Here is a 12,530-nt window from a genome sequence, read left to right as displayed (position 1 = left end):
AACCGTCGATTCATCAGCCAACATATGGAGGCTTGCCTCCAGGCCGGACATCCGGCGTCCGGTCTCTTTTGGGCGCTCAAATTGGTCAGGGCGCGGGCGGGTCTTCCTCGTATTGGGCGGCCATTCGGCGTGCCTCCCGAGCAATGCGGTCCGCAAGCTCCGACGGCTGGAGCACTTTCACTCGGGGCCCCCAGGACCGTACGAACGAGGCGATTTCTTCGAGACCCGCCACCTCGTAGGAGATGACCGCCCCCTCGCCACCGGCGGCCTCCTCGTGGATCTGCTGCGTCCGGTGGTAGGACTTCGACCGGAAGTAGGGCACCGCCTCGGGCTCAACCAGAAGACGCACCTCGTAAACCTCTTCCGCATCAAGGGATTCGAACCGGTCGATAAAATAGAGCTCCAGGTCAAAGTCTTCTGGAATCCGGTAGTCCCCTCCGTTGCTGTCGGGACGCCGGGGCCGGACCGCCTCGATGCGCGTAAGGTTGAAGTCCCGGCGCTCGCCGCTCCGGTGGTCCTCGGCCACACAGAGCCAGGCGTCTCCGCGCACGGCCAAACCTAACGGGTCGATCTTTCGTCCTTCGTAGCGCCGATCGCTACTCGCGGAGTAGTAGTCGATCTCGATCGCCCGCCGGTTAGAAAGTGCGTCGACCAGATCGGTAAACACCTCCGGGTCGACTTCCACCGAAGCGGCCTCCCCAAAGTGAATGTGGTCCATGAGGGAGCTGGGCTCGAAGGTCGTTACCGACGCAGGGAGCCCTTCAATCAAGCCACGGGTCGCTTTGCTAAGGGCCTCTTTCAGGGGTGCGGGGCCAAGTCCTGATCCTGCTGCCCAGGCCGCCAAAAGCAATGCCAAAGCCTCTTGCTCGGTCAAGTCCAAACGAAGGCGCGTCTCCCACTCTTCAGGGGGAAGGCGGTACTCCTTTTCCTGTCCCCTCTGGCTTGACTCGAGGGGCACATCGGCTCCTTCAAGCTTCTCAATCAGGCGGCGGGCCTGCCGCTTTGAGTTGATCGGCAGTCGCTCGGTCATCTCGGCCTGCGTTAAAGACTCTCCGTCTCTGAGAAGGGCGAGGAGTTTGAGATGGGTAGGTTGGCTTTGTCTGCCGATGGACGTAGAACGCAGGTCCGTGTTCATAACCTCTTTGAAGATGCAGAAGAGATGCGGGGAAGCATTGCCTCGATGACCGATGCGTCATCCAGTCGCCTCGGTTCCATCAAGATAGCAGAGGATCCCTAAAGAGCGGACACCGAGCGTCCGCTACTGGCGAGGTGCAGGTGCAAGATGAGAGTGCTACAATGGAACTTCAAGAGAGACCTCTGACCAAACTGCAGACGTTTTCCCTAAGTCAGGAGTCGACAGTGTTCGGGAATTGGTTAGCTGATCTAAAGCACAACAAAAACGCCTCTGCTGCCCTCCAATGGATGATTCCTCTCCGAACTGAGGAGCAGATCCTGAGGGACAGGCCCTGGAGGTTTTGGGCAGACGTGGCTGTAGGCCTCTTTTGGACCTCTCCTACTACCGGATTCCACCCTCCTGCCTGGCTACCCGATCCCAGCGATGCTTCCGGTCAGAAGGGCATAGATCATCGCGTAGATAAGACCGACGAGCAGTGCGGCTGGAATCGACGCAAGGGCCACTTTTGTCAGAAGCCACACGAGATCAAGGAAGGGAATGCGAATGCCGGTGATTTTGACGTTTTGTGGCGCGTCAGACATGGAGTGAGGGAGGTTTGGACCCGAAAAACACATTGAACACTCAGGTCACTCCCTGCAGTGCGGCGACGTTCCGGCGCAATAAGTACTTCCAATCCCCTCTTTGTCTCTCTTCTGACTCCTTCCCATTCAGGTCTAACCTTACCCCAGGTTAGAAGAGGTCACTGAAGGCGATCATCAATCTCCGGATCGAACGGCCCCTCGGTTTCCACCTCCCCAAAGGCCGGGTGGTTGGGGTTGATGAGGATGTTGTCCTCGGCCGGGACGACGGCACTGGGCAACCGAAGGGCCAACGACCTCTCCGACTGGAGCCACTGGTCTCCGATTTCTTTGGCAGAGTCGGGGGCTGGCGCCTCTCGCCATCCGTCGGGAAGCTGATCTCGACCAAGCGTGTCGATCCGCCCGTCTGGGATCTGCGCCCAAAAGGCCACGTAGCTCGCCAGGAGCCGGTCTGTTGGCAGGTTGACCAGGATCTCCAGCTCGGCCAGGGCGAGGGACCCGGAAGTGTAGATGACCGGATGGCCGGGGCTGTTGAACCGCCCGCCGGCCCGGCGCGCGCCCTCTCCGCTAAAGGCTGAATCTGCAAATTTCTCCTTTACGATCCGCCAGACGCGCGTCATCAGTCCGTACTATCGTCAGAACAGAAACGTCAACCGGTTTGATGGCTCAGCTGTAGACGCCGTTCAACTATAGACCCCATGCTCCAGGCGAATGAGAAGCCGCTCAACCTCTCGGGCCCCGGGCTCGGTGTCGGCAAACTCCAGGGGCTTCTCTCCGCCGAGGGCACGCGCCGGTTCGGTGAGCCACTTCTGGGCGTTATCCTTTCCATCGAGGACGTCGACGGCCCGAAGAGCGATACGGGCAATGCGCAGGATGCGCTCGGACTCGTCCTTGTTGAAGGTGCCCTTCTTGCGCCGGCGGCTCAGGGTGGAAGGGCTGATGCCGACCACCTCGGTGAGCATTTCAGTCGAGACGCCCACGAGTGTCTTCAGGGCGTCGAAGCGACCGGTTGGAATGCCCTCACGCACGGCTGAGACGAGACCGGCCGGTCCACCGGCCCCAAGCTCAGGAAAATCCCCGGCGTCTTGGCTCCTTGGAAGCGGGATCGTGGCGCTCATGGCAAAATTATTTCAAGTGGGAGCGAGCACATTTCATTTGAGGGAACCAGGTCTAGTGGTCAGTGATCCAGAAGGTGGCCAGCTCTCCCCACAATTCTTTTTTACGGAGAGGCGCCTCCGTTCTGGTGGCCTTCTCTACTGAATCTCCCAGCCGGTTTGTTTTAGCGTGAGGGTTTCGCCCCCGATCTCCACCTCAATCTGTTCGGCTCCCTCGAGCCCGGCGTTCGATTCCTTGAGCGCGCCGATGAGGGCCGCCTCTGGCTTGCGGCGGAAGTTCAGGGCCGAGATTTCCAGCTGGAGATGATCGAGGCCCCCGTCCTCACGATAAATCGTAGCTCGGGCCTCCAGAAACTCGCCGGTGCCGGCGGAGCCGCCCGGGCGTCCGGCCGGGCTCGGGCCGCCAAGGTCGTGGGTGCTATCATCGCTCATGGTAGCGTCGGACGTGTTTTTGGAAAAACCGTCTGTGAGAAAGAATGCGTTTGCAAAAAGAGTGCCCTCGCGGAGCGTCTTCAAGGAGTGCTCTCAAGATGGAGTGCTCTGGGGCTCCTTACAAGGAATGCTCTGGGAAAGACTGCATCTGCAAGAGGTCAAGGCCCTCCAGACATCGAGGCTCATCCGAGATGTCAGGGCCTGTTCGAAAAGCCCATGTGCAGCCATGTGTGAGGGGCCCCGATTTCACCACCCCGTTGCACTTCCCTCTTGACTGGAACTGGCGGGGGGCGTATTGTAGGTCCAGAGCATCACACTAAAGATGTGCTCTGCGTTTGAGACACGACGTAGCGCGATGCTTTAGAAAAGCCTGCCCGGCAGCCCCGAGGCGGGCTTTTCGCTTTTTTAGGGGAAGTCTCCCTATCGCTGAACCGGTACGCATTGACAGACCCAGTTATTGTGGAGGAACTGTGACGGTTCCATTTCGAAAGACCTCTGCCCACTGTCCATTGCGTGAGTCGTTCTTCCGATGACTGAACCCGCCGTCGTCGAACGGGTCCGTTCCTTTCTGACGTCGACCTCTCTCCCCGACGGCGGCTCTGTGCTGCACCTCTTCACCGACGCACACCACACGCTCCTGGAGCACGGCGGACTGGATCCCTACCAGCGCATCACCCTTGAGGTCGGTGAAGATGCCCGTCATCCCGATCTGGTCGGTCGGCTCGACGACGGGGAAAGCCTCCTAGCCGTCGAGGCCAAGGGAACCGGCGACCTGCTGAAGGGCGCGGCCCAAGCGGAGATGTACCAGGACGGCGTGCAGTATAGCTTCCTCAGCGCTCCTGCCGATCGGATCAGCGAACCCACCGTCGAGCGCCTCCGAGAAAAGAATATTGGCCTTCTTGCCGCCTCGGCGAACCAGGAGAGCGCCGAGCCTCTCGTCTGGCCCAGGGCCCGCCAGCCGTGGCGGGATCCGTATCAGTCGATCCGCCGCCAGCTCGACACCGGCGTCCGCACGCAGGAATGGAGCACGTTCACATACAACCTTCCCACGCACTACCTCGCATGGGCGATTGCACTTGAACCCGGTCCGCTATACAACACGGCCAAACTCCCGAACATCATCGAGCCGTACGAGGCGTTGCCGAAGCGGTGGAAAGGCGCGCTTCGCGGCGCCGAAACGCTCGGCCTCCTCCGCATCCAGGGAAACGGCGTGCGCCTCACCCCCACGGGAGCGGCCGTTGGGGACATTCTTGACACCTCTCTCGCAGAGTGGAGCAGTATACATCCGAAGGCGATCCATTCCACGCTTGCGGACGTGATGCCCCGTGCCGGCGCGGCCCTGCGTATTCTACTTCTTCAAGAGCCAATGGTGCGCCTCATCGTCCGCGGCCTAAAACAAGCAGACAGCTCGGCCACAATGCCTCAGCTCGTCCGCGCCTGCGACGCGCTCGACCACGACCGCACGCCGACGCTTTTCTTTCATCCGAAACGAAGCGCCGAAATCCTCGATGATCGCGGCCGGGTTCAATGGGACCGTGTGGAGCCGATTCACTACCGCTCGACCACCTTCTACCAGATGAAAAGCATCCTGAAGCACGCAGGGATTCTGGAGGACACCGGTCTTGGCGGGTCGAGCGTGAACGAGTACAATCCAAGTGAGGACGTGTGGGCTCTCCGGGACGTGGTCTGAATTTCTCTTTCGCCGAAGCCGACCTGAGGATTGCTCGATGTCTCACGCGAGACACTCCGCCTTGAACGTGGTCCTTCCCGTCTGACCTCATCTATCCTTACGGGCATCCCTGAGACTCCCGATCACAACGTCTCTCATTGCTGCATCGACGCCGATGATTAACCGAGGAGCCATCCTACTCAAGTATCGCGGTCCCATGGTCCGGTGGATCAACGATGCGGATCCGTACGACGACGACCCAGGGATTACGAAGGAGGCCCTTCGAACCGACCGGACTGTTTACTTAGTCGCCGACGAAGACGCAGATGGACCAGAGTCAGTAGAGCGGTGGGTGGAGGCCAACTACGAGGCGCTTTTCGAATCGGAGCTGGCGGGGTGGTTTGCCGACCCGGCGCTGTGGCCGGAGCCGAGAACCCTGGAGGTTTTCCATGAATGGTTCGACGTGGAGCACCACAGCATCGTGGTAGACACCGTTCAAGGTGAAATTCGGAGCGAGGAGATTTGACGCTATACCTGGTATCCTGGTGTCCAGTCTTTTGCCCCCCTCGCAACCACAACAAACACTCGGCCCCACTCCGCAAATGCACCTCGCGCTTCTTGGCGATTCGACCCTCGACAACGGCGCGTATACCTCCGGCGGTCCCGCCGTCATTGATCACCTGTCTCGCCTGCTGCCGGAGGAGGATCGGGCAACGCTCCTGGCCGTGGACGGAGCGGCCACTCAAGGCATTGGGAGTCAACTCGATCGACTGCCGGAAGGGGCAACCCGCGCGGTTCTTAGCGTTGGGGGAAACGATGCCGTGATGGAGATTCCCGTGCTGGAGGAGCCGGTGGGACACGTGTCCGAGGCGCTCGCTGAGCTGAGCCTCGCGGTCGAGCGCTTTGCGGAAGCATATCGGAGATGTTTGAAAGAAGTCCTCCAGGCCGGGCTGCCCACCACGGTCTGCACCATCTACAATGGCGCTTTTGACGAACACGGTGGGCAGCAGCGGGTCATCGACGCCGCGCTTACGATGTGGAACGACGTAATCCTCCAGGCGGCCTTGGACCACGAGTGTCCGGTGATCGATCTGCGCCGGGTGTGCACAAGCAGGGAGGACTACACCCAGCAGATCGAGCCGAGCGAGCAGGGCGGTCGCAAAATTGCGAAGTCACTCTTTCGGGCCGCTTTCGAACCGGAGGCCTCCTCCACACACATCGGGCCGACCGGCGCGTAGCTGCTTTCAGGAGCGGTGCTGACTACATCAAGGTGCTCATTCCCTCTCGGGTGCTCATGTCTCCCAGACCTCGTAATGAAAGAGCATTTTGCTGGATACGCTCAGGTACCATTTCTGACCCCTTAGAACAGTCCGATGAATTCGGTGTCTACATACGTAACGTCCTCACTTATCGTCAGTGCGGGCATGCAAGCTTGACGAGCCTACTATGCAATACTGAGGAATGAATACTTTTCCGCACACCTATTTCCCACGTACCGTCACAGTTGGGAACATGAGCGTGTGTATCCGACCGGTCACCCAGAATGATCGGGAGCGGATCCTCGAGGGCTTGCGATCGATGTCGGCGGAAACGACGTACCGCCGTTTTTTTACGCCCAAGTTCTATCCTAGTGAGGCCGAACTCCGGTACCTTACAGAAGTGGACGGCAACTCTCATATGGCACTTGGGGCGGTGGATTGCCACCGTGATGGTACGCCTGGAATCGGTATTGCGCGGTACGTTCGACTCGTGAAAAGTCCCTCGATAGCAGAGGCGGCAATTGTAGTCATCGATGCTTATCAGGGGAAGGGAATCGGATCGATGCTTATGGCGGCCATAAGTAAGTATGCCGGAGCACAAGGGATAGACTTCTTCCGAGGATACGTTCTTGCCGAGAATACGGGTGTCCTTCGATACTTGAGAGCCTTAGGGGCTTCGGGTGAGCATACACGGGATGGCGTCGTTCAAATCGACGTGCCAGTCTATACTCGCTCCAGTGATCTACCAGCCGGTACTGAAACAGAGCGAGCCCGATGGGCGTGGCGGCAGGTCGAGGCGGCCGAACACACCGAGTGTGGCTAGGATGTTGTCTAGTTGGTAGAGGATACGGTCGTTCTGCGCGAGGCGTGCAACTAAAAGTAGACAGCCCCGAGGAGTGAGTGATAGGGGTGGTTCTGATTCCGATTTGGGGTGATGTACCCCTGTGTTTTTGCACTGCCGACCGAAGGCAATCGCTCCAGTGTGAAACTGGCACTTATCCGGAACCGGTAGAGTCGCAGAGGTGGCCGTCGGCTTCGGCTAATCACGTTTTGACGTGACACAGGGGACGAGGGCGATCTCAGACCTGGGGATTGGTTTTCTTCGAAGCGATCAATTCTCAGAGCGGCCTCTTTCTGTTGCGATTTCGTCCAACTGAGTATCAATCTCTCGCCCTCGATTTTGATTTGGCGGTATCTCCTACGAGGCGGGCGTTACATGCCCACAGGACGGCCTCCCTTCTCGCTCCGAAGGCCACTCAGGTCTCCTTGCTCCAGCGGCGATTCCCCCTGCTTCTCGCGGAAGCGCTGATAGGCCCGGTCGAATCCGGTTGTCTCCTCATGGACGGCACGCTTCAGAAGCTAGATTGCCTACTGGTTGAGGCTACGCCTCTCCCGGTCGGCAAGTACCTGGAGGCGCTCCTTCCATTTGTCCGGAACGCCCGTCAGTGTGATCGTGGCCATAGACAAACACTCTTCTGACAGATGGGACGTGTGCTGGAAGAATCCTTTTCCGCCGAGACGGTTCGTTGGTGTGACGAGCACAGAAAGCCAGTCCCCCTATTCTGAAGAGGTTTCTCCGACACGCTCCTCGTCTTCGCTTCCACTCAGGTACCTTGCTGCCTCGCTCGCCTTCGCGGCTGCGGTAAAGATAGCAGCCGCATCCTTCCGCATCACCTCCAGCCAGTGCGCGATGTAGCCGGCGTGGTCCTCGCGCGGCTGGGCGGAAATCCCCAACTCCGCGCAGAGAAACGCCGCACCCAACTCAGCCACGAGCTCCTCCATCGCGTAGGAGGCGCCTCCGAACCGCCCGGTGAGGTCCCGGCCCAAGCGCCCCTTGTGCCCGCTCCAGTGGGTAAGCTCGTGGAAGAGCGTTGCGTAGTAGCCTTCTGTCGCCGTACTCGTTTCCGTATCCCGAAACCGCACTTCTCCCGGCATCTGGATGTAGTCACCGCTCGGATTGTAGTAGGCCCGGCCGCCGCCGTGCCCGATCGTGGCACCGGTCGTCTCCACAAACGTCTCTGCCTGCTCGATGCGCTCTACGAGGCTCTCTTCGGGAAGCTCCTCGCAGTGCTCGTCAGGCTCGTATCCATCGACCTGATCGGCGTTGAAGACCCGGAAAGCCCGAGCGAACCACCGAGCCCTGGGCTTCTCCCCAGGATCCCCGTCGCCGGAGTCGTCCCTGCCGGAGTTCTCTTCCCCCCTGTCTTCGAACCTGCCGCTTAGCTTTTCCGCAGCTGCGGGCTCTGATTTCCGGTTCGGCACGTACTTTTTGTAGAAGACCCCGAGTGTTGAGCTCTCGCCTTTTCGGACCTGCGCGCCGATGGACTGCCACTGCTTGTAGGTTGCCCACGTGCCGGTCGTAAACCGGTTGATCTCGGCGGAGGCCCAGAGCGAGACGACGTTGATTCCCTGGTACCGGCTCCCCGTCGTGGCGTTGACCGGCAGGAAAATATCTGCCCCCGCTCGGTGCCACGGGAGCTCCCGGCCGGAAGCCTGGCTCGTTTCGATGAGCTCTATGATTTGATCCGTGACGCTCTGGTAGAGATTGAATCCGTTCTTGCCGGACGGTGTCTTGCTGGAAGATCTCTTTTTCGAAGTCGCTTTCGTAGTCATTGGAAAAGCCCTCTTGGGTGTGATGTGGATGGGATGCGCCCCCTGCCTCCCATCCACATCACCCTGTAGGGCACCCCCACCCTGTAGGGCCATCACCCGAGAAGGCTCTCTCCCGGCCTATCTCAAGGAGGACGCTGTAAGATAAGACAAGCGTCTCATTGCCGGTTTCACTGCCAGTCGAGATCCACCACGTCCCGGTGCTCGGTGAGGCAAGCGAGAACCTCGGGGCCATTCGGGCCGAGAAGCTCGATGCGACTCTCTCGCTGAACGCGACGACGGGCCAGGCGCCACTGGTTGGAGAGGGTGGCTCGCGCTCCCTCCTTCAGGATCGCCTGGATGATTTCCTCGGGGCTGAGGTCAAGATTGGGGATAGGGGGGCTCGAACTGAGCGTAGGGTGGAGTTTCTCCCCTTTGTCTTTTCGGTTCTCTGAGGAAAGATCTCCGGCGGTCGTCGTAGTAAGTTTATCCAACTGGTTGCCAACAGGCGATTGCAGCCCGTCATGTCCGAGGAAAAATCTGGACTCGCCGATCGTGGCAATGAAATCTTCGAGCGGGTGGTTCGTCCCGAGGTTGACGTTGAGAAGGACGCTCAGAAATTCGTTGTCATCGATGTTGAGACAGAAGACTACGAGATTGACGCCAATGCTCGTGCGGCATTTGACCGTCTCATAGAGCGACGACCGGACGCAAGAGGACGAACGTGGCTTCGCAGAGTGGGAAGCCGTCACGCATATCACTTCGGCGGTCGATTGCGAGAGACGAGCACGGAGTGATGACAGGATTCTTTACTTCTGACGGAGAGCCGGCACTTTCCGTGCACGTAGCTGGGCCCGCCGGAAACCACCCTTACCGAGGTCACCCTTGCGGACGACCGGGTCCGAGACGTTCTGCTGTATGATGCGAAAGCACTTCTTTCCGGTGTAACCCGCGAAGTGTTTGTTGCGGGAGCTCCAACCATGCCTCTCGTAGGAACGGGCCTCCTCCAGAGCTTCTCACTTCATATCGAATTCCAGGTTCAGGGCATCGTCCAGGTAAAGCCTCTTTCCACCTCCACTTGCTTAAGGAGGAATGCTCCTGTCCATTGAGGGACTCCGTTCCATCGAGGGACTCCGTCCCTCGTGTTCTCCAGGCCACCTGCGGCGACAGTCCGGATACGGAGAAGACGCGTAGCGAGGGGAGAAAGAAGCCGCTTTCAGCTCTGAAATCAGTCCGATACGTGACGATTTTCGCCCTCGCGTGCCCAAAATCACACCTATCTAAACCATTTCCGTTATTGCAAAGCTAACAACACAACCATCCAATCGACGCCGCCCCGCCCCAAACAAATCCATCCACGGAGCTCAACACCCCCGGGGATAGGCAAAATTCCGGGGTTTGTAGGGAGGGGGGCTTTCTGTGCAATAACGGCACTACCGTCTCTCGAACGTGCATTCGGATCTTTCGGAGAAGAGGTGTCTTCCATCAACAGGTAGTCATCAAAAGATGGGATCGTCCGCTTTTTGTCATCGCTCCAGCCCCTGGAGTTCCAGCCAATGGACAACACGCTCCCTCCCATTCCAGAAAAGACCCGGGGGGTTCTTCGCTGGGCGGCTGAATCCCTACTGGATCTCTACGGCTCTCGCCTAAAGCACCTCATTCTCTTCGGCTCTTATGCTCGGGAAGAGGCCCGGCCTGAAAGCGATGTCGACCTGCTCGTCGTGCTTGAGGGGCCCGTCAGATCCTACGAGGAGGCCAAACGCACCAGTCGAATTGCAACACGAGCCGCCGCTTATCAGGATACGGCGCTATCCTTCGTCCACATGAGCGCAGAAGACTTCGAAGACGATCGCCGGCCGCTCGTCCAATCTGCGAAAGCAGAAGGCATTGACCTCTTGGAGACGCTTTCCTCCGGGCCGGCTCCTCCTTCCGAAGAGACCGCCACGCAGACCCGATGAGCTCAGAAAATGAAGAAACCATCCGAGCCCTGATCGAGAAGGCTCGCAGAGCACTGTCTGACGCGGAGCTTCTTCTGGAGAACGGTTCGGCGGAGGCGACCATCAACCGGGCCTATTACGCTGTCTTTAGCGCCACTCGCGCGGCTCTTCTCACGAAGGAAGAGACACCAAGCACTCACGCCAGCCTTATTCGGCGGTTTGGCTATCATTTCGTTCGCACCGAACGAGTCAGCGAGGAAGTTGGAGGGATCCTTACCACCGCTGAGTCAATGCGCGGAGAAGCGGACTATGATGTATTTTCAGACTTTGACAGGTCGGAGGCAGTCCAACTCGTTGAGGAGGCCGAGCGCTTCGTCAATGCAGTGGAAGAGAAAATTCTCCAGCGTTGAGAGCGAGCAAACTTCTCCTCTGTCTCTCTACTGAACGGCCATAAACTTACGAAACGCCCCCTTCCAGTATGGCCCTGTGGGAAGAACACATCACAACGGATCCGGACATCTGTCATGGAAAACCCTGAATCAAGGGGACGCGTGTGATGGTATCGGTCGTTCTCGACACCCTGGCCGAGGGCCTCTCTCCCGAGGAAATCACCGAGGAATATCCGGCGCTTACCATTGCTGACATGCGAGCATCGCTCGCTTAGGCTGATGCGCTAGCCCAAGAAGAGGAGAGGATTCCCCTCCGACGAGCAGCGAAGAACCGAATTGATCTTTGCCCCCCATCCCAAGTCGCTTTTGGACCTGAAAACGAGGAGGCGGCCCAGCTTCCTCTCGGCCGCTGCCGGAGCACGTATTCCTTCTATCGAGACGACCGGCGGGTCCTTCAAGGAGCAGAGGCCGAACGAACCGTTCGGTTTGCACGGATTCTGTCCTTTGCGGCCGATCCGGTCGGCTCAGTCAAGGAAGCAGTCGTTTGACGAACCCGATTCGATGAAGAACTCGGGGATGAAGAACTGGGGGTGGAGCGTGGAACCGCCCCATCAGTTTGCCTCCGGCTCATCGGCGTGTCTCGGAGGTCTTTGTGAACCTTTTCGGGCACGATCCAGAGGTAGACGGTCTCGTTCCCGGTATTGCCCCGGCCAGCGTTAACGGTCGAGTCGGGGGCCCACTCTCCCATCCGGAAGTCGTGGGAAACGATTCGGTCCCCGGGATCCAGCTCTCTAAGAAGCTTTGGTCGGAGCCTGACATTGATCGCCGGCCCGAGATAGAGGGTCACGACCGTGGCCTTACTGAGGTCGGCGCTAAAGAGGTCCTTCTGCCGAAACTTCACCTTGTCGGACACCCCTTGCACTTGGGCCTCTCCTCGGGCCTCCGCAACCAGAGCAGAATCAATTTCGAGCCCGATCCCCCGCGCCCCAAATTCCTTGGCGGCCATAATCGGCATGCGCCCGTCCCCACTGCCGAGATCGTACACGACATCCCTTTCCGTGACGCCGGCAACCTCAAGCATTGTTCTCACCACCGACGGGGCCGTCGGAACGTACAGAACGTCCTTGTCTGTGCTGTCGGCCGTAGGCTGGGCTACTCCGGCATCCGGCCCCGCCAGCAATAGCGGAATCGCTAAGAGGAGCGGCGCAAAAAGCAGGCGGAAGTGACGAGTCATCAACTGAAGGGGTCGTCGATTCGAGTTTTGCATTTTGGGATTACCGAGAACCTACCGCCTGCCTTGAGAAGAGAGCGGCTTTCCTCTGATTTCCAAATGGATCCGAAGCAGCGCTCACGGGAAAAAGAATCCCTCATGGCCTGGCCCTGGGGCTCTTGTACGGGGCGGGCCAATCCCCCTTTCTCCGGAGCTA

General features: G+C 59.1%; 15 protein-coding genes. 7 read left to right on the top strand and 8 right to left on the bottom strand.

Features of this window, described 5'->3' with window-relative positions; translation table 11 throughout:
- Nucleotides 1-85: 85 nt before the first annotated feature.
- From BSZ35_RS17980 to BSZ35_RS17965, 5 genes are all read right to left on the bottom strand, one after another.
- Nucleotides 86-1,135: a WYL domain-containing protein gene (locus BSZ35_RS17980; protein WP_105013986.1), complete on the bottom strand. Its 1,050-nt coding sequence runs from the start codon at nucleotides 1,133-1,135 to the stop codon at nucleotides 86-88.
- Between the two features lie 407 nt (nucleotides 1,136-1,542).
- Nucleotides 1,543-1,716, bottom strand: a complete 174-nt coding sequence (locus BSZ35_RS19635; protein WP_181149445.1) for a hypothetical protein — start codon at nucleotides 1,714-1,716, stop codon at nucleotides 1,543-1,545.
- 158 nt (nucleotides 1,717-1,874) lie between these two features.
- Entirely contained in the window at nucleotides 1,875-2,333 is a 459-nt protein-coding gene (locus BSZ35_RS17975; RefSeq protein WP_105013985.1) for an RES family NAD+ phosphorylase, read from the bottom strand.
- Nucleotides 2,334-2,396: 63 nt separating this feature from the next.
- Nucleotides 2,397-2,831 (bottom strand): antitoxin Xre/MbcA/ParS toxin-binding domain-containing protein, encoded by a 435-nt coding sequence (locus tag BSZ35_RS17970; protein ID WP_105013984.1) that lies wholly within the window; start codon nucleotides 2,829-2,831, stop codon nucleotides 2,397-2,399.
- 135 nt (nucleotides 2,832-2,966) lie between these two features.
- Nucleotides 2,967-3,260: a hypothetical protein gene (locus BSZ35_RS17965; RefSeq protein ID WP_146110164.1), complete on the bottom strand. Its 294-nt coding sequence runs from the start codon at nucleotides 3,258-3,260 to the stop codon at nucleotides 2,967-2,969.
- Between the two features lie 529 nt (nucleotides 3,261-3,789).
- Between BSZ35_RS17965 and BSZ35_RS17960 the strand changes: the two genes are divergently transcribed.
- From BSZ35_RS17960 to BSZ35_RS17950, 3 genes are all read left to right on the top strand, one after another.
- Nucleotides 3,790-4,950, top strand: a complete 1,161-nt coding sequence (locus tag BSZ35_RS17960; RefSeq protein WP_105013982.1) for a hypothetical protein — start codon at nucleotides 3,790-3,792, stop codon at nucleotides 4,948-4,950.
- Nucleotides 4,951-5,104: 154 nt separating this feature from the next.
- Complete coding sequence (locus BSZ35_RS17955; protein WP_105013981.1) at nucleotides 5,105-5,455, top strand: hypothetical protein; 351 nt, start codon at nucleotides 5,105-5,107, stop codon at nucleotides 5,453-5,455.
- A 76-nt stretch (nucleotides 5,456-5,531) separates the two neighbouring features.
- Nucleotides 5,532-6,167, top strand: coding sequence for an SGNH/GDSL hydrolase family protein (locus tag BSZ35_RS17950; RefSeq protein ID WP_105013980.1), 636 nt, complete (start codon nucleotides 5,532-5,534; stop codon nucleotides 6,165-6,167).
- 1,578 nt (nucleotides 6,168-7,745) lie between these two features.
- Here BSZ35_RS17950 and BSZ35_RS17935 read toward each other — a convergent pair.
- Both BSZ35_RS17935 and BSZ35_RS17930 read right to left on the bottom strand, forming a co-directional pair.
- Nucleotides 7,746-8,801: a zincin-like metallopeptidase domain-containing protein gene (locus BSZ35_RS17935; RefSeq protein ID WP_105013977.1), complete on the bottom strand. Its 1,056-nt coding sequence runs from the start codon at nucleotides 8,799-8,801 to the stop codon at nucleotides 7,746-7,748.
- Nucleotides 8,802-8,968: 167 nt separating this feature from the next.
- The gene (locus tag BSZ35_RS17930) at nucleotides 8,969-9,271 is read right to left on the bottom strand and encodes a hypothetical protein (protein WP_105013976.1); all 303 of its coding nucleotides are present in this window, start codon (nucleotides 9,269-9,271) and stop codon (nucleotides 8,969-8,971) included.
- A 30-nt stretch (nucleotides 9,272-9,301) separates the two neighbouring features.
- Here BSZ35_RS17930 and BSZ35_RS17925 point away from each other — a divergent pair, with 30 nt between their 5' ends.
- The 4 genes from BSZ35_RS17925 to BSZ35_RS19775 all read left to right on the top strand — a co-directional run bounded on the left by BSZ35_RS17925 (nucleotide 9,302) and on the right by BSZ35_RS19775 (nucleotide 11,378).
- Nucleotides 9,302-9,574, top strand: a complete 273-nt coding sequence (locus BSZ35_RS17925; RefSeq protein ID WP_105013975.1) for a hypothetical protein — start codon at nucleotides 9,302-9,304, stop codon at nucleotides 9,572-9,574.
- Between the two features lie 759 nt (nucleotides 9,575-10,333).
- Nucleotides 10,334-10,735: a nucleotidyltransferase domain-containing protein gene (locus BSZ35_RS17920; RefSeq protein ID WP_105013974.1), complete on the top strand. Its 402-nt coding sequence runs from the start codon at nucleotides 10,334-10,336 to the stop codon at nucleotides 10,733-10,735.
- Entirely contained in the window at nucleotides 10,732-11,124 is a 393-nt protein-coding gene (locus BSZ35_RS17915; protein ID WP_105013973.1) for a HEPN domain-containing protein, read from the top strand. The genes BSZ35_RS17920 and BSZ35_RS17915 overlap by 4 nt, the downstream gene beginning before the upstream one ends.
- Before the next feature lie 128 nt (nucleotides 11,125-11,252).
- A complete protein-coding gene (locus BSZ35_RS19775; protein WP_272483069.1) occupies nucleotides 11,253-11,378 on the top strand; it encodes a DUF433 domain-containing protein in 126 nt (41 codons plus the stop codon).
- Between the two features lie 179 nt (nucleotides 11,379-11,557).
- On the opposite strand, the gene BSZ35_RS17905 is transcribed toward BSZ35_RS19775, so the two are convergent.
- Complete coding sequence (locus tag BSZ35_RS17905) at nucleotides 11,558-12,337, bottom strand: class I SAM-dependent methyltransferase (protein ID WP_258096790.1); 780 nt, start codon at nucleotides 12,335-12,337, stop codon at nucleotides 11,558-11,560.
- Nucleotides 12,338-12,530 lie beyond the last annotated feature (193 nt).

Origin of the sequence: Salinibacter sp. 10B (assembly GCF_002954405.1) — a bacterium.
Taxonomy (GTDB): domain Bacteria; phylum Bacteroidota; class Rhodothermia; order Rhodothermales; family Salinibacteraceae; genus Salinibacter.
The sequence above is the reverse complement of the archived record's forward strand: the minus strand, read 5'-3'. Positions and strand labels throughout refer to the sequence as shown.

Excerpts from the sequence above, each read along its gene's own strand:
- BSZ35_RS17980 (WP_105013986.1), bottom strand. The coding sequence starts at position 1,135 with ATGAACACGGACCTGCGTTCTACGTCCATCGGCAGACAAAGCCAACCT.
- BSZ35_RS19635 (WP_181149445.1), bottom strand. The coding sequence starts at position 1,716 with ATGTCTGACGCGCCACAAAACGTCAAAATCACCGGCATTCGCATTCCC.
- BSZ35_RS17975 (WP_105013985.1), bottom strand. The coding sequence starts at position 2,333 with ATGACGCGCGTCTGGCGGATCGTAAAGGAGAAATTTGCAGATTCAGCC.
- BSZ35_RS17970 (WP_105013984.1), bottom strand. The coding sequence starts at position 2,831 with ATGAGCGCCACGATCCCGCTTCCAAGGAGCCAAGACGCCGGGGATTTT.
- BSZ35_RS17965 (WP_146110164.1), bottom strand. The coding sequence starts at position 3,260 with ATGAGCGATGATAGCACCCACGACCTTGGCGGCCCGAGCCCGGCCGGA.
- BSZ35_RS17960 (WP_105013982.1), top strand. The coding sequence starts at position 3,790 with ATGACTGAACCCGCCGTCGTCGAACGGGTCCGTTCCTTTCTGACGTCG.
- BSZ35_RS17955 (WP_105013981.1), top strand. The coding sequence starts at position 5,105 with ATGATTAACCGAGGAGCCATCCTACTCAAGTATCGCGGTCCCATGGTC.
- BSZ35_RS17950 (WP_105013980.1), top strand. The coding sequence starts at position 5,532 with ATGCACCTCGCGCTTCTTGGCGATTCGACCCTCGACAACGGCGCGTAT.
- BSZ35_RS17935 (WP_105013977.1), bottom strand. The coding sequence starts at position 8,801 with ATGACTACGAAAGCGACTTCGAAAAAGAGATCTTCCAGCAAGACACCG.
- BSZ35_RS17925 (WP_105013975.1), top strand. The coding sequence starts at position 9,302 with ATGTCCGAGGAAAAATCTGGACTCGCCGATCGTGGCAATGAAATCTTC.
- BSZ35_RS17920 (WP_105013974.1), top strand. The coding sequence starts at position 10,334 with ATGGACAACACGCTCCCTCCCATTCCAGAAAAGACCCGGGGGGTTCTT.
- BSZ35_RS17915 (WP_105013973.1), top strand. The coding sequence starts at position 10,732 with ATGAGCTCAGAAAATGAAGAAACCATCCGAGCCCTGATCGAGAAGGCT.
- BSZ35_RS17905 (WP_258096790.1), bottom strand. The coding sequence starts at position 12,337 with ATGACTCGTCACTTCCGCCTGCTTTTTGCGCCGCTCCTCTTAGCGATT.